The following is a 14,706-nucleotide window of genomic DNA, read 5'->3' as shown; positions in this document are numbered from 1 at the left end:
GCGGGGCTTAGGCCGGCCTTGGGGCCGTGCGCCGGACACGCCGCAACAAAGACCCCCGGGGGAAACATGCAGGAAGAGAGTGGTCTCACCTTCTTCGGCGCCATAGCGGGCGGACTGCTCTGGCTGGTCCAGAACATCGCCGGCGCCTTCTACAACTTCGGCTACGCCGTTACCCATCCGCAGCTCTGGCTCGACTGGTCCGACAAGGCCTCGATCATGCGCTTTGTCTATTACGGCGGGTCGGTCGAATTCTTTTTCGTCGTCTTCACGGCCTTTCTGGTCCTGACCGCCATCGGTCTCTACTTCCGTGGCTTCATGTGGGGCATGGTGCGCGGGCTGGAAGGCATGGCGAACATGATCGGCCGGTTCTTCGCGTGGGCCGGCCTTTTGATGGTTCTGCAACAGATCATCATCGTCTTCATGCAGCGCGTCTTTGCGCGCCCCGACATCAGTTTCGGTTTCGGCATCCCGTTCAGCCAGGACATCAGCTGGTTCGCGGAAGAGCTGAAGCTGTACAATGCGTTGGTGGTCTGCATGTGCGTCACCTACACCTTCGTGCAGGGCGGCCATGTGCGGGTGGACCTGATCTATTCCGGCATCAGCTTCCGCGCCAAGCGGGTGGTCGACATGCTGGGATCGCTGCTGTTCATGATGCCGGCCGCGGTGCTGACATGGATGTACGGCTGGTTCTTCCTGTGGCGTCACCTGATCGTGCCAAAGCCGTCGGCCTCGGACACGCTGGACCGCCTGGTGATGAAATCCCGCGCCCTGCGCTGGAACGTGGAAACCATCGGCTTCAGCCCCAACGGCTTCAACGCCTACTTCCTGTTCAAGATCCTCCTGATCGCCTTTGCAGGTCTCGTGTTCCTGCACGCCATCGCCTTCTTCTACCGCTCGTACCTCGAGTTCGTCGAAGGGGAGGGCAGCGAAAACAAATACCTCGACAAGGATAGCCTTGGAGAGGGTGAAGAAGCCTACGAAGGCACGCACTAAAGGGACGTCGGAAACATGCTATTTGGACTTGATGGCGTCGAAATCGGCCTGCTCATCGTATTTTTCTGCCTCTTCGGGGGCATTCTCTCCGGCTTCCCGGTGGCCTTCGCCATTGGCGGTGCCGGGGTCATCTCTTTCGGGATCATCGCGGCGCTGGACAGCGCGGGGATCCTGATCCACCAGGCAATCGACTCTTCGTCGCAGGCTTACCGTGACCTGGTTGCCTCCGGCGTGCGGCCCGACAAGATCTCGGTGTTCCGCTATCCGGACCTGCCGAGACTGGCCGAGCCGGTCTTTGCACAGGGCTGGGAAGTGGCGCTGGACCGCAACATTTCCTTCATCGTGAACCGGATGAACGAACGCGTTCTGGCCGGGGCCTCGATCGAGACCCTGCTGGCGGTGCTGATGTTCGTTCTGATGGGCATCACCCTGGAGCGCTCCAAGATCGCCAATGACCTTCTGACCACCATGGCGCGGGTCTTCGGACCGCTGCCCGGCGGTCTGGCGGTGTCGATCGTGGTGGTGGGTGCCTTCCTGGCGGCCTCCACCGGGATCGTTGGCGCCACCGTGGTGACGATGGGTCTTCTGGCCCTGCCCACCATGCTGCGCAACAACTACTCGCCCGAGCTGGCGACCGGCGTGATCGCCGCTTCCGGCACGCTGGGGCAGATTATCCCGCCGTCGATCGTGATCGTTCTTCTGGGCACGCTGGCGGGCGACCTCTACTCCACCGCGCAGGAAACCCGCGCGATGGAGGCCGGTTGCTCTGACGCGCTGACCTACCTGGGTGAGCCCGCGGTGGTGTCCGTCGGCACCCTGTTCCAGGCGGCGCTGCTGCCGGGGATCATGCTGGCGCTGCTGTATGCCTCCTATGCCTTTGGCTATGCGCTGCTGAACCCGCACAAGGCGCCCGCCGTGAACTTCGAAGGTGGCACCGGTGAGGTCATCACCCGCAACGAAGGCCTACTGTGGTTCCTGGGCGTGCCCGCGGCGCTGATCGGTGGCGCCGTGCTGCTGTCCAGCTTCAACGTGATCGGCAGCCAGAACACCGTGGTGTCGACCTTCTCGGACGCCGGGCAGACCGCCAGCCTGCGCACCAACGTCGGTGCCGAGTGCAAGGCGGCGATGATCGAGCTGCACGGGCAGGAAGCCTGGGACGCGGCCTTGGCCGAACAGGAAAGCATCGATGCAGCCGGTGGTGTCACTCTGGCCGAGAAGCTGAGCGAAGAGGAAATCGCCGCGGCTGTTGAGGCCAAGATTGCCAATGCCGCGCCGATCGGCACCGGTATTGCCGCGATCATGGTGATCCTCGGGCTGGTGCTCGCCTTTGGTCGCGGGGTCGCGCCGTCGCGTGACGCCAAGCCCCTGATCCTCGGCGCCATCGGCATCCTGCTGATCGCGTTGGTGGATCTGGTCGCCATCGCGCCGACCACCTCGCCCGGCAAGACGGTGCTGCTGATCGCGCTGCCGCTCTTGCTGGCGCTGTACGGCTGCCGTGAAGCCGCCGCGCGCTGTGCCAAGAATGATCTGATCCGCGTGGTGTTCCCGCCGCTGGTGCTGATCGTCGCGGTGCTGGGCTCGATCCTGGGCGGTATCACCAACCCGACGCCGGCTGCGGCGCTGGGGGCAGGCGGTGCCATCATGCTGGCGGCCTACCGCAAGCTGCAGGACGAGGGCAAATCGGGCAAGATCATCATCTGGTCCACCTTTGCGGTGATGATCTGCATCCTGATCGGCATGAACTTTGACCTCCGGGTCAACCAGGGCGGCGTGACCGTCGAGAACTGGATCGCATTCTTCGCGGCTTATGCGGCCTATCTGTACGCCTTGTTCGGCCTGCTGTTCGGCTGCTGGGTTCTGTTCCGCTCCGGCGTGCTGACCCCGGTGGTGCGGGAAACCGCGAAGGTGACCTCGATGGTGTTCACCATCCTGATCGGCTCGCAGCTCCTGAACCTGGTGGTGATCTCCTTTGGCGGCGAACACTACATCCAGCAGTTCCTGAAGAGCTTCGACAACGAGATGACGGTCTTCCTGATCGTGATGCTGGTGTTGTTCTTCCTGGGCTTCGTGCTGGACTTCCTGGAGATCATCTACATCGTGATCCCGATCGTGGGGCCGGTGATCTATGGCGGGTCGTTCGATCCGAAATGGGTGACCATCATGGTGGCGGTGAACCTGCAGACCTCCTTCCTGACGCCGCCCTTCGGCTTTGCGCTGTTCTACCTGCGCGGGGTGGCACCGAAAGAAGTGACCACCGGGCACATCTACCGCGGGATCATTCCCTTCGTGCTGATCCAGGTGGTGGGTATCGCGATCCTCTGGGCCTTCCCGTCGATCGTGACCATCGTGCCGGCGCTGATCCCGAACTGATCCGGGCGCAGGATAGGCAATCCAACAAAAGGGGCCCCGAGCGGGCCCCTTTGCTTTTGTTCCGGGGCAGGGGCGCTGCCCCTCTTGGCCAAGGGCCAATTCACCCCGGAGTATTTGTAGAAAGATGAAAGGCGGCGGCGCGGGAGTCAGTTGAGCTGGATCAGGTCCCAGCGGTTGCCGAATGGGTCGCGCCAGACCGCAACGGTGCCGTAAGGTTCATGCCGCGGTTCTTCCTCGAAGGTCACGCCCTGGGCCAGCATCGCGTCGTGGTCGCGGGCAAAGTCGTCCGTGGCCAGAAACAGGCCGACGCGGCCGCCGAACTGGTTGCCGATGGCCGCCCGCTGCTGCGCCCCCTCGGCGCGGGCGAGGATCAGGCTGGCGGCACCAGACCGGCCATCGGCTCCGGGTGGGAGGATCCGCACCCAACGCTTGCTGCCCTGGTCGATGTCTTCGGCCAGGTGCCAGCCGAGTTGACCGCAATAGAAGGCGATGGCGGCGTCATAGTCCGGCACCAGCAGTGAGACAGCCTGCAGGGATTGCATCAGCGATTGCGGTGAATGGGCTGCTCCGGCAGCTGGATGTTGGCGACCTGCTCGGCGATCGGGTCCGTCGACAACGGATGCCCCTCATCTGCGTATTCGGCAGGGTCGGTCATCTTTTTCCACTGGTTGGCGTGATAGATCTCCAGACCGGAGAATTTTGCCTTGTATCCCATCTTCTGGCTGCCGGGCACCCAATAGCCCAAATAGACATAGGGCAGGCCGGCCTCGCGCGCGATGTTGATGTGGTCGAGGATCATGAAGGTGCCCAGCGAATTCTGCGGTAGGTCCGGGGCGTAGAAGGAATAGACCATGCTTAGGCCATCCTCGAGGACATCCGTCAGCGAGACCGCGGTCAACGTGCTGGAGCCGGGTTCGGCATATTCCACCACCCGACTGCGGACCGGGGTTTCCTCGATCATGGCGGCGTATTCGAACACATCCATGTCAGCCATGCCGCCATCGGCGTGCCGACTGTCGAGATAGCGGCGGAACAGGTCGTATTGATCCTCGGTTGCCCAAGGGGAGGTGGCGCGGCGTTCCAGATGTGCGTTGCGCTTCAGCGTGCGCTTTTGGCTGCGGCTTGGTTTGAAGGCGGCAACGTCGATCCGAGCCGACAGGCAGGCGGAACATTCCGAGCAGGAAGGGCGATACAACACGTTTTGCGAGCGTCGAAACCCTTGCTGGCTCAGGCTGTTGTTCAGCTGCTCGACGCCGTCACCCTGCAGAGCGGTAAAGAGTTTGCGCTCCATCCGGCCCTCAAGATAGGGGCAGGGCTGCGGGGCCGTCACATAAAACTGCGGTGCAATCGGTAAGGTATGGCGCATCGGGTCTCATTCGCGGTTTCGCGTGGCAATCTAAACTGGCGGCCGCTTCGGGTGGCAGGTGCTCCGGATGATGATAGCAACGCCATGGGTATGCGCCAAGCCTGCATCTGAGGCTTGACTTAACAGGTTCTTGATGCGTGGGACTGGCCACGCCCGGTCAGGCGCGGCGGTTCAGCATGACGGTGCCGAGCAGATGGTCGGTCAGGCCCTGACCGCGCGCGGAGGTCAGCATCAGCACGATGGAGATCACCTGAAGCACCGGAATGGCCAGCGACAGCGTGTAGCCTGCGGTGTGCAGCAGCGCCTGCGCGCCGTCCAATCGCTGGCCGCTGGTGTCACGCAACTCGATCCCTGCAAAGCGCATGCCCCAGGTGGCCGAGCCGTTGGCGATGGTGACCACCCTGTAGGCAAAGCCGACCACAAGATACAGCAGCGGCCAGACGAACAGCCCCACGAAGGCGGTTGCCACCACCGCGGCGGCGCTCAGCATCACGATCAGGAGGCTGTCCACGACCCAGGCCACGAGGCGTTTGGCGGGAACGGAGGCGTAGAATTCAGCCTGGTAGTCAGGGTCGGGCAGGGCAGTCATCTTGGTGTCCTTTGGCTCTGCGTGCGTGGAAAACCTATGCAACGGTGCCCCGCCCGACAAGGACGGGACCCGCGCGGGGCGATGGCCCCCGGAAGGCAGGCCCGAAGGCCTGCCCGGTCAGTGCTGCTTGCGGCCGGAGCTGGCGTCGCGGTGGGCCGCATCATCCGCGTCGTCCAGCGGATCGCTCTCGGCCTCTTCGCCGACCGCATTGCGGGCGCGTTCCTCCATGAACTCGTCGAATTCGGCCTTGTCCTTGGCTTCGCGCAGGCGCTGAAGGAAGGCCTCGAAGTCATGTTGCTCCTGTTCCAGCCGTCTCAGGGTATCGGCCTTGTAGGCGTCAAAGGCGCTGTTGCCCGACGGGCGCATGGCGGAAAACCCCTGGCGCGCCCAGGATTTTTCGCCCCAGCTCTTGTTGGCGTAGCGGCAGGATTTGCTGAACATGCGTTTGCTCCAGATCATGTAGAAGAGAAGGGCGAGGCCGACGGGCCAGAAGAACACGAAGCCCAGGACCATGGCGGCGATCCAGGCCCCCTTGCCCTTGCGGTCGAGCCAGGCTTCGCTGCGGGAAAACCAGCCCTGCTCGGGTGCCGGGGTGGCTGTGGCGGTGTAAGTTGTCATCGGTGTCCTCCGGGATGATGTGAATGTAAATTCCTTTCACATCATGTCATATTGGGTGGGGGCCGGGGGCTTTCAAGGCTGTATGTGAATGTTTTTTACATTTTGCCTGGGGCTGACCGTTTCGTGGCTGAAAAAGCTATTTTTGACAGTGAGTTGCCGAAAGACGTTGACGCGAGTGAAGGAAACCTTTCCGGGCGTCCGCGCTGATCCGGCAATTCCCCATTGACGCGTCGGCGTGCTGCGAACACTGTCTGCACATGAGCACCGCCCTGAAAATATCCCGCGTTCCCCGTGCCTTCGACCCTGAACTGGGGGCGGAAACCCGTGCCCTGCTGCCCGCCTTGAATGGCGAGCAGGCCGAGCTGGTGGCGGGGGCCTGTGGCTCCAGCCCCTATCTCAAGGAGCTGACGGTGCGCGAGGCCGACTGGCTGCCGGGCGCGCTGCAGGATCCGCAGGCTGCAGTGGCGCAGGTGTTCGACACCTGCCGCGGGCTGGAGGGGGGCGCGCTGAAGCCGGGCTTGCGCGAAGGCAAGCGGCGGCTGGCGCTGCTCACGGCGTTATGTGACCTCTCCGGTGGGTGGAGCCTGGAGCAAGTCACCGGTGCGCTCACCGATTTCGGCGCCCTGGCCGTGGATGTGGCGATCAAGGCGGAAATCGCCACGCTGATCCGCCGCAAGAAACTGCCGGGACTGTCGGAGGATGACGTTGCGACGGCCGGGGGCCTGACCATTCTGGCGATGGGCAAGATGGGGGCGCATGAGCTGAACTACAGTTCAGACATCGACCTGATCTGCTTGTTCGACGAGACGCGCTATGATCCTGATGATTTCTACGAAGCCCGACAGGCCATGGTGCGCGCGACCAAAAACATGTGCGCCGCGCTGAGCGATCGCACCGGCGATGGCTACGTGTTCCGTACCGATCTGCGACTGCGGCCCGATCCCTCGGTCACCCCTGTCTGCATGGCGATGGAAGCCGCCGAGCGGTATTACGAGAGCCTGGGCCGCACCTGGGAACGCGCGGCCTATATCAAGGCGCGCGCGTGTGCTGGCGATATCGAGGCTGGCGAGCGCTTTCTGAATGCGTTGCGCCCCTTTGTCTGGCGGCGTCACCTCGACTTTGCCGCCATCCAGGACGCCCACGACATCCGCCTGCGCATCCGCGAGAGCAAGGGGACCGGCGGTGCGCTTTCGGTGCCCGGCCATGATATGAAGCTGGGGCGGGGCGGCATCCGCGAGATCGAGTTCTTCACCCAGACCCGCCAATTGATCGCCGGCGGGCGGGACGAAACCTTGCGCTGTCGCGGCACCGTGGACGGGCTTGCGGCGCTGGCGGCCAAGGAGTGGGTGCCACAGGATGTGGCGGACACGCTCAGCGCGCACTACCGCGCGCATCGCGAGGTCGAGCACCGCATCCAGATGGTGCATGATGCCCAGACCCACAAGATGCCCCAGTCGCCTGACGGGATCGCCCGGATTGCCTGCCTGATGGACCGCGAGCCTGAAGCGCTGACCGAGGAAATCCGGGAGCGCCTGCAACAGGTGCATGAGCTGACCGAGGGCTTTTTCTCGCCGGGATCGGCCCCCGGCAGCGCGCGTCCGACGGCCGCAACGGCTGCGCCGGAAATTGGCGCGGAGCTGGACGGGGCCGTGATCGCCCGGTGGCCGACCTACCCTGCGCTGCGCTCCAGCCGCGGCGCGCGGATCTTTGAACGTCTGAAACCGGAGCTTCTGGCCCGTGTCGCCGCCACGGCCCAGCCGAATGAGACGCTGCTGGCACTGGATGGCTTCCTCTCCGGGCTGCCTGCCGGGGTGCAGCTGTTTTCGCTGTTCGATGCCAATCCGCAGCTGCTGGACCTGCTGGTCGACATCGCCGGCACCTCGCGGGAACTGGCCAGTTTCCTGTCGCGCAACTCCTCCGTGTTCGATGCGGTGATCGGCGGCTCCTTCTTTGATGCCTGGCCGGGCGCGGATGTGCTGCAGCGCCAGCTGGAGGACCGGCTGGCGCGGGAGGAGGACTACGAAACCCGGCTGGACATGGCGCGCCGCTGGGCCAAGGAATGGCATTTCCGCATCGGCGTGCATCATCTTCGGGGATTGATTGGCGGTCAGCAGGCCGGGGCGCAATATGCCGAACTGGCCAGCGTGGTGATCGCGGCCCTCACGCCGACGGTGGTCGAGCAGTTCGCCGCCAAGCATGGGCCGCCGCCGGGCCGCGGCGCGGCGGTGCTGGCAATGGGCTCGCTTGGGGCGGGCCAGATCCACGCGCAGTCCGACCTTGATGTGATCGTGATCTACGATCCCTGCGGTGCGGAGATGTCCGAGGGCAAGCGGCCTCTGGCGACCCGGCCGTATTTCGCAAGGCTCACCCAGGCTTTCGTGACGGCGCTCTCCGCGCCGATGGCGCAGGGGCGGCTTTACGAAGTTGACATGCGGCTTCGCCCGTCCGGGACGCAGGGGCCGGTTGCGGTCAGCCTGACGGGGTTCACCAGCTATCAGGAGAACGAGGCCTGGATCTGGGAACACCTCGCCTTGACACGTGCCCGCGTGGTGGCGGGCGACGCCAGCCTCGCCACCGAGATCGAGAGCTTTCGCGAGAGGTTCCTGTCGACGCCGCGCCCGGTGTCGAAGGTTCTGCAGGAGGTGGTGCGTATGCGCGGCCGCTTGTCCGAAGCGAAACCTCCAAAGGGTGTCTGGGATGCCAAGAACGGCGCGGGCCGGATGATGGACATCGAGTTGCTCTCCCAGGCCGGCGCCCTGACCGCCGGTTTGGTGGCGCGGGATGTGCACGCGGGACTGGATGGGGCAGTCACGGCCGGGTGGCTGGACCGGACGGATGCGGATTACCTCGGGGCCAGTTACGATCTGTTCTGGCAGGTTCAGAGCGCGGCGCGGCTGCTTTCCGGCAAACCGATTGACGCGTCCACCATCGGCGAAGGCGGCGCACGTTTTCTGTGTCGCACAACCGGGCATGACCAGCTCGAGACGCTGGAGCAGGCCCTGACGGCGCGCTATAGCGGCTGCGCAGAGCGGATCGATGCCGCCTTGAACATGGAGGGATTGGATGCAGGGCAGGACTGAACAGGATCCCCGCGGGCTGATCTACGAAGCCTACCGGATCGACGGGATCACCGATGAGCAATGCCGCAGCATTTTTCTGGACTGGGCGTTGGGAATGGCGGCGGAACGCGACAGTCGGACCGACATCCAGGCCTTGCTGCAGCAATACGGCGAGGAGCATCCCGAGCATCCGATGACGGCCGTGCTGCGCGCGGGACTTGAGGCTGCTGCGCGTCCGCGCCGCCGTGGCGGCTGGCGCTCGCGCCCGCGAGGGCCGCTGTCCTGAGGCCCGCTTGAGGCCGCCGCAGCCTCTTTCCCTGCGTCGCACATGCCGCTAAGAGGAAGCCATGACAGCCTCCCCTGATGCGCCGCAGCGCCCCCGTGTGAAAATGAAACCCAAATCCAATGCCCGCGCCATCCGGCACGGGTTTCCCTGGGTTTACGCCAATGAACTGGTCACTGACCGCCGCACGCGCAAGCTGGCGCCCGGTACGCTGGCCGTGCTGGAGGATGAGGCGAACACCCCGCTGGGGCTGGTCGCCGTCAATCCCGAGAGCAAGATCATCGCCCGGATGCTGGACCGCGACCCCGGGGCGGAGATCGACCAGGCCTGGTTCGTCGCCCGCCTGCAACGTGCGCTGGAGATGCGCGAACGCCTGTACGACGCGCCCTTCTACCGGCTGGTGCATGCGGAATCCGACGGGCTGCCCGGCGTGGTGATCGACCGCTTCGGCGACGCTTGCGTGGTGCAGCCCAACGCCGCCTGGGCCGAGGCACATCTGGACCAGCTGACCGCCGCATTGGCCGAAGTCACCGGCGCGGACGTGATCCTCAAGAACGCCTCTGGCCGTACCCGCAGCCTCGAGGGGCTGGATGATCTGAACCAGACCCTGCGGGGCCAAGCCCCCTCTGCGCCGGTACCGGTGCAGATGAACGGCGCCACCTATATTGCGGATCTGACCGGCGGCCAGAAGACCGGCCTGTTTTACGATCAGCGCGAAAACCACGCCTTTGCCGCGCGGCTGACCGCACCGGGCGCACGGGTGCTGGATGTGTTCTCGCATGTCGGCGGTTTTGGTCTGGCTATGCTGGCCGGCGGCGCGGCACATGCCACCTGCGTCGATGGCTCCGCCGCGGCGCTGGAGCTGGCCGCCCAAGGCGCTGCCGCCAGCGGCCATGGTGACCGTTTCACCGCCCGGCAGGGCGACGCATTCGAGGTGCTGACCGCCCTTGGCGAAGAGGGCGCGCAGTTCGACGTGGTGATCTGCGACCCGCCGGCATTCGCGCCCTCGAAACCGGCGCTGGAGGCGGGCCTGCGCGCCTATGAACGCGTCGCCAAGCTGGCCGCGCCCTTGGTGGCGCCGGGCGGTTACCTGGGCCTTTGCAGCTGCTCGCACGCGGCGGATCTGTCGAAATTCCGCAACGCTTCGGCCCGCGGCATTGGCCGCGGCGGACGACGCGGTGCGCTGATCCACACCGGCTACGCCGGCCCCGACCATCCGCAGCTGCCGCAGCTGGCCGAAAGCGGCTATCTGAAGGCCGTGTTCTTCCGGCTCGACTAGGCCCATGTGCAAGCTGCTGCTTGACACCTGCGTGCTGTACCCGACGGTGATGCGTGAAATGCTGCTGGGCGCGGCCCGGCTTGGCCATTTCACGCCGCTGTGGTCCACCCGCATCCTGGGCGAGTGGGAGCGTGCGGCGCTGAAACTCGGCCCCGAGGGCGCGGCGCATGCCAAGGCGGAGATCGCCCTGACCCGCGCGGCCTTTCCCAAGGCGGAAATCGCCGCCGCACCGGGGGTGGAGGCGCGCCTGTGGCTGCCGGATACGGCGGACATTCACGTCCTCGCCGCAGCCATCGCAGGCCACGCCGAGGCAATCGTCACCGTCAACAACAAGGACTTCCCCCGCCATACCCTGGCCGAGGAAGGGCTGGAGCGCATCGGCCCCGACCAGCTGCTCTATGATCTGTGGCTGGCGGATCCGACGGGGATGGAGCATTTGGGCGCGCAGGTGCTGGCCGAGGCCAACCGCCTGTCGGGCGACAACTGGGAGATCCGCCCGCTGCTCAAGAAAGCCCGCCTGCCACGGCTGGCCAAGGCGCTGGCCAGCCGCTGATCACATCTCGCGCAGGATCTCGGCGGCAATCTCGAACGAGCGCAGCCGTGCAGCGTGGTCGTGGATCTGCCCGGTCAGGATCACCTCATCCGGCTGATACCGGTCGATGATCCGCGCCAGCTGCGCCTGCACGCTTTCGCGGCTGCCGGTGGCGGAAATCTCCAGCGCGGCGTTGACGCCCTCCAGCAGCTGCGGCTGCAGCACCGCCGCGATGTCATCTACCGGCGCGGGCAGTTTGCCGGGCGTGCCCATCCGCAGCCGCGCAAAGGCTTGCTGCATGGTGGTGCGCAGCCGCACGCCCTCGGCGTCGGTGGCGGCGGCAAAAACGTTGATTGCCATCATCGCGTGGGGATGCTCCAGCGTGGCGGAGGGGCGGAAGCTGCGCCGATAGACCTCCAGCGCCTGTTCCAACGCGGGCGGCGCAAAATGCGAGGCAAACGCATAGGGCAGCCCGAGGGCGGCCGCCAGCTGCGCACCGTACAGGGACGAGCCGAGGATCCACACTGGCACCTCGGTGCCTTCGCCGGGAATGGCCCGCAGCGCCGCGCCCTCGCGGCGCGGGCCAAGGTATCCGATCAGCTCCTGCACGTCCTCGGGGAAGCGGTCGCCGGCGCCCGCATCCAGACCACGCCGCATTGCGCGCATCGCCGCCATATCGGTGCCGGGCGCGCGGCCCAGCCCCAGGTCGATCCGGTTTCCGTGAATTTCCGCAAGCGTGCCAAAGGCTTCGGCCACCATGTAGGGCGCATGGTTGGGCAGCATGATGCCGCCCGCGCCAATTCGCATGGTGCTGGTGGCCTGCGCCACATGGCCGATCATCACCGCCGTCGCGGCACTGGCAATGCCCGGCATGTTGTGATGCTCCGCCAGCCAGTAGCGGTGATAGCCCCAGCGTTCCGCATGGGCGGCCAGGTCGGCGCTGTTGCGCAGCGCGGTGGCAGTGGTCTGCCCTTCGGGCACCGGGGCGAGGTCGAGAACGGAATAGCGCATGGAAACCTTCTTTTGGCTGGAAGGTTTACATGTGCATCATGCGGGCGTTTGCAAGAGGGGCCATTCGAAATTGGCAGAGCGGGAAGGGGGCAGTTCAGCCCCGCGACCACTTGTCTTCCAGCGCCTCCAGCGCGGCGATGCGTTCCTCGGTCTTCGGGTGGCTCATCAGCCAGGCGGGGGCCATGCCGGCGCGGGCCTGGGTCAGTTGCTCGAGCTTGCGGAACAGGCTTTTCTGCGGTTCGGTGCCGATGCCTGCCTTGGTCAGCAGCGCAGCGGCGTATTCATCCGCCTCGTACTCGTCGCCGCGCGACAGCCGGGCCGCCAGCAGGCTGGTCAGCACCCCGGCGATCCACGGCCCGATAAAGGGGATATAGCGCCCCAGCAGCAGCATCAGCGCGGTGCGCAGCGCGTTCTGGCCGGAAAAGTCGATCATCCGCTTGCGCGCATGCCCCAGCGCCACATGGCCCAGCTCATGCGCGATCACGCTCGCCATCTCCTCGGCGCTGACCTCGCCGTTCTGGTACTTGCGGTAAAAGCTGCGGGTGATGAAGATCCGGCCGTCCGGCGCGGCCAATCCGTTCACCGGATCGACCTCGTAGATATGCACCGGGATACGGTCGATCTCCAGCGCCGCGGCCAGCCGGTCGGTCAACCGCTTGAGCTTGGGATCCGCCAGCTCGGTCGAGCGCTGGTCCAGCTCGCGGTGGGTGCGCCAGACGGAAATCCGGTACATCACAAGACCATAGAGAACGGCCAGCAGGATCGGGGTGAGGCGCAGCATGGCTCAGATATGGGGGCTTTGCCGGACAGGCTCAAGCGCAAAACGCGGTAACCGCCGCCGCTGTCGCAAAGGTACCTTCGGCGCTACAGCGCCAGCGCGGGCGATGTGCCGGAGTCTTCCAGCTCCCAGGCCGCAGACCAGCTGCCGCCCTGGCGCTCCAGCGTCAGGTAATTGCGCTCGGCCACGTAGCGCCCCGCCTGGCCGGGGATCTTGCGGATCCGGATCGGATGGCCCTTCAGCGGCGCGTCGCCCAGCCAGGCCAGCAGCCCCAGCACCCGCGCCCAGGCCTTGGGCGGGGCGCGGTGGGCAATGCCCGAGGCCACCAGCTGATGCAGCAGCTTGCCGCCGCCCAGCGGCATCTCGCCCCGCGTGGCCAGGTGGATTTCGCCCGACAGCGCGGTGACCTGCTGGCCCTCCCGCGCCGCCATGTCGCGCACCATCCGCAGCATCCGCCGCCACGAGGCCCGGTGCGCGCGGCTCTGCCACTGGTCGCGCAGGTCGTCCTCGTATTTCTGCATGCGGGGCGTCAGCACCATCAACAGCTCCAGCAGCGATAGCCGCGGCCCCAGCAGGGGCACGCTGGACAGCAGAAGGGTGCGCCCCGGCGCCGGGGTTTCCACCGCCGCCTTCATCATCCGCCAGCCGCCGCGCGCCATCACCCGCCGCCGGCTGCGCTCGCTGCGCAGGTCCGGCGCCAACAGCCGCAGCCCCGGCGCTTCGACGCACCAGCCCAGGTGGCTGCCCTCCGGGTCGGCAAAGCGCGGCGGCAGATCGCCGTCGGTGCAGCCGTGCTGAAACAGCAGCGCCGCCTCGCGCGCGGCGGCAAACAGCGTCTGGCCCACCGGCGAATAGGTGCGCGAGCGCGGCAGCGAGCCCCAGCCGTCGCAGATGTCATGGTCGTCCCACTGCGCCAGCGCGGGCACCCGGGCTGCGATCCAGGCAAACTCCGGCGCGCTGCAGACCGCCAGGTAGCGGCGCAGGAAGCCCTCGCGCAGATGCGTGTGCAGCGCCTTCAGATCCTCGCGGCTGGGTTCGCGCGGCGGGCGGCCGGGCCAGTTCTCGCTCAGAGGGTGGCCATGGGTCACCTCGTCTGCATAGACCTGATCGCCACCGTGCAGCAGCAGCGAGAACGGCCGCGCGGCATGATCGCGCCCCATCCGCGCCCACATCGCGTTGCGCTCCTCGCCGCTGCGCTCCAGGTCGCCGTGCTCCTCGCCGTTGCAGGAGGCATAGGCGATGCGCAGATCCGCCGTCTCCTCGCCCAGCCCGCCGGCAACCTCGAAGGTTGCACCGTCCCACTCATAGCTGGAGGGGCGGTCGGCTGGCAGGCTGAAGCGGGCGCGCAGCACCGCGTGGCTGCTATATTCGGCAATCACCTCCGGTGTGGTCTCCGCGCCCTCGTGGCGCAGCGGCGGCAGCTGCGTGTCCCGGGGGGCTATGAACAGCGCGGCAAGCTGCATCCGCCCCTGCTGGAGGCTGTCGAGGATCAGGATCGGGCCGGTAACGGGGTCTGTGCTGCTCATGACAGGCTCAGACCTAGGCGGGGGCGGCCGGGCATTCAACCGCAGCCGGGGCCGGTCGCGGAATTTTGCAACATTTGCTGTGTCTTGAGCCGGGGGCCGCGCCACTCCCGGCTGGTGTTTGTTGCCGCGTCAGAAGCGCTCCCGCCCGTGCGGGGCAGCATGGGACATGCCGCCCTTGCGGTTGGGCCCGGCGCCGGAGCGAGGCTCCGGCGCGGAGGGGGGGTGGGAGAGGGGAGGCAAAAAAAAGGGACCACAAAAAAAAAAAAGGAGGGGGATGTTTTTTTTTCCCCCCCCCCCCCCAC

At 66.1% G+C, this 14,706-nt stretch carries 13 protein-coding genes; 6 read left to right on the top strand and 7 right to left on the bottom strand.

Annotation, left to right across the window (positions count from 1 at the left end):
* The first annotated feature begins 66 nt into the window (after positions 1–66).
* Together AB9K35_RS02925 and AB9K35_RS02920 are read left to right on the top strand one after the other, a co-directional pair.
* Entirely contained in the window at positions 67–993 is a 927-nt protein-coding gene (locus AB9K35_RS02925) for a TRAP transporter small permease subunit (protein WP_369924411.1), read from the top strand.
* A 15-nt stretch (positions 994–1,008) separates the two neighbouring features.
* Positions 1,009–3,363 carry a TRAP transporter large permease subunit gene (locus tag AB9K35_RS02920; protein WP_369924410.1) on the top strand — a complete coding sequence of 785 codons (2,355 nt, stop codon included), beginning with the start codon at positions 1,009–1,011 and terminating at the stop codon, positions 3,361–3,363.
* Positions 3,364–3,509: 146 nt separating this feature from the next.
* On the opposite strand, the gene AB9K35_RS02915 is transcribed toward AB9K35_RS02920, so the two are convergent.
* The 4 genes from AB9K35_RS02915 to AB9K35_RS02900 form a co-directional block, all read right to left on the bottom strand.
* Complete coding sequence (locus tag AB9K35_RS02915) at positions 3,510–3,905, bottom strand: VOC family protein (RefSeq protein ID WP_369924408.1); 396 nt, start codon at positions 3,903–3,905, stop codon at positions 3,510–3,512.
* A complete protein-coding gene (locus AB9K35_RS02910) occupies positions 3,905–4,729 on the bottom strand; it encodes an arginyltransferase (RefSeq protein WP_222453475.1) in 825 nt (274 codons plus the stop codon). Before AB9K35_RS02910 ends, AB9K35_RS02915 begins: the two co-directional genes overlap by 1 nt.
* A gap of 157 nt (positions 4,730–4,886) precedes the next feature.
* Entirely contained in the window at positions 4,887–5,318 is a 432-nt protein-coding gene (locus AB9K35_RS02905; RefSeq protein ID WP_222453474.1) for an RDD family protein, read from the bottom strand.
* A gap of 117 nt (positions 5,319–5,435) precedes the next feature.
* A complete protein-coding gene (locus AB9K35_RS02900) occupies positions 5,436–5,936 on the bottom strand; it encodes a DUF2852 domain-containing protein (protein ID WP_369924406.1) in 501 nt (166 codons plus the stop codon).
* A 257-nt stretch (positions 5,937–6,193) separates the two neighbouring features.
* Between AB9K35_RS02900 and AB9K35_RS02895 the strand changes: the two genes are divergently transcribed.
* From AB9K35_RS02895 to AB9K35_RS02880, 4 genes are all read left to right on the top strand, one after another.
* Positions 6,194–9,016 (top strand): bifunctional [glutamine synthetase] adenylyltransferase/[glutamine synthetase]-adenylyl-L-tyrosine phosphorylase, encoded by a 2,823-nt coding sequence (locus AB9K35_RS02895; protein WP_369924405.1) that lies wholly within the window; start codon positions 6,194–6,196, stop codon positions 9,014–9,016.
* Positions 9,000–9,281, top strand: coding sequence for a hypothetical protein (locus AB9K35_RS02890; protein ID WP_369924403.1), 282 nt, complete (start codon positions 9,000–9,002; stop codon positions 9,279–9,281). The genes AB9K35_RS02895 and AB9K35_RS02890 overlap by 17 nt, the downstream gene beginning before the upstream one ends.
* A gap of 61 nt (positions 9,282–9,342) precedes the next feature.
* Positions 9,343–10,557, top strand: coding sequence for an RSP_2647 family RNA methyltransferase (locus AB9K35_RS02885; protein ID WP_369924402.1), 1,215 nt, complete (start codon positions 9,343–9,345; stop codon positions 10,555–10,557).
* Between the two features lie 4 nt (positions 10,558–10,561).
* On the top strand, positions 10,562–11,110 hold the full coding sequence (locus AB9K35_RS02880) for an RSP_2648 family PIN domain-containing protein (protein WP_369924400.1): 549 nt from the start codon (positions 10,562–10,564) through the stop codon (positions 11,108–11,110).
* On the opposite strand, the gene AB9K35_RS02875 is transcribed toward AB9K35_RS02880, so the two are convergent.
* The 3 genes from AB9K35_RS02875 to AB9K35_RS02865 form a co-directional block, all read right to left on the bottom strand.
* A complete protein-coding gene (locus AB9K35_RS02875) occupies positions 11,111–12,100 on the bottom strand; it encodes an LLM class flavin-dependent oxidoreductase (RefSeq protein ID WP_369924399.1) in 990 nt (329 codons plus the stop codon).
* A gap of 94 nt (positions 12,101–12,194) precedes the next feature.
* Positions 12,195–12,881 (bottom strand): M48 family metallopeptidase, encoded by a 687-nt coding sequence (locus AB9K35_RS02870; protein WP_369924398.1) that lies wholly within the window; start codon positions 12,879–12,881, stop codon positions 12,195–12,197.
* Positions 12,882–12,964: 83 nt separating this feature from the next.
* Entirely contained in the window at positions 12,965–14,404 is a 1,440-nt protein-coding gene (locus tag AB9K35_RS02865; RefSeq protein WP_369924397.1) for an alkaline phosphatase D family protein, read from the bottom strand.
* Between the last annotated feature and the right edge of the window lie 302 nt (positions 14,405–14,706).

This window comes from Leisingera sp. XS_AS12 (assembly GCF_041224635.1).
In the GTDB taxonomy this organism is placed as follows: domain Bacteria; phylum Pseudomonadota; class Alphaproteobacteria; order Rhodobacterales; family Rhodobacteraceae; genus Leisingera.
The sequence above is the reverse complement of the archived record's forward strand: the minus strand, read 5'-3'. Positions and strand labels throughout refer to the sequence as shown.

Coding starts and splice junctions, on each gene's coding strand:
- AB9K35_RS02880 (WP_369924400.1), top strand. CDS start 10,562: ATGTGCAAGCTGCTGCTTGACACCTGCGTGCTGTACCCGACGGTGATG.
- AB9K35_RS02885 (WP_369924402.1), top strand. CDS start 9,343: ATGACAGCCTCCCCTGATGCGCCGCAGCGCCCCCGTGTGAAAATGAAA.
- AB9K35_RS02910 (WP_222453475.1), bottom strand. CDS start 4,729: ATGCGCCATACCTTACCGATTGCACCGCAGTTTTATGTGACGGCCCCG.
- AB9K35_RS02870 (WP_369924398.1), bottom strand. CDS start 12,881: ATGCTGCGCCTCACCCCGATCCTGCTGGCCGTTCTCTATGGTCTTGTG.
- AB9K35_RS02875 (WP_369924399.1), bottom strand. CDS start 12,100: ATGCGCTATTCCGTTCTCGACCTCGCCCCGGTGCCCGAAGGGCAGACC.
- AB9K35_RS02890 (WP_369924403.1), top strand. CDS start 9,000: ATGCAGGGCAGGACTGAACAGGATCCCCGCGGGCTGATCTACGAAGCC.
- AB9K35_RS02865 (WP_369924397.1), bottom strand. CDS start 14,404: ATGAGCAGCACAGACCCCGTTACCGGCCCGATCCTGATCCTCGACAGC.
- AB9K35_RS02920 (WP_369924410.1), top strand. CDS start 1,009: ATGCTATTTGGACTTGATGGCGTCGAAATCGGCCTGCTCATCGTATTT.
- AB9K35_RS02895 (WP_369924405.1), top strand. CDS start 6,194: ATGAGCACCGCCCTGAAAATATCCCGCGTTCCCCGTGCCTTCGACCCT.
- AB9K35_RS02925 (WP_369924411.1), top strand. CDS start 67: ATGCAGGAAGAGAGTGGTCTCACCTTCTTCGGCGCCATAGCGGGCGGA.
- AB9K35_RS02915 (WP_369924408.1), bottom strand. CDS start 3,905: ATGCAATCCCTGCAGGCTGTCTCACTGCTGGTGCCGGACTATGACGCC.
- AB9K35_RS02905 (WP_222453474.1), bottom strand. CDS start 5,318: ATGACTGCCCTGCCCGACCCTGACTACCAGGCTGAATTCTACGCCTCC.
- AB9K35_RS02900 (WP_369924406.1), bottom strand. CDS start 5,936: ATGACAACTTACACCGCCACAGCCACCCCGGCACCCGAGCAGGGCTGG.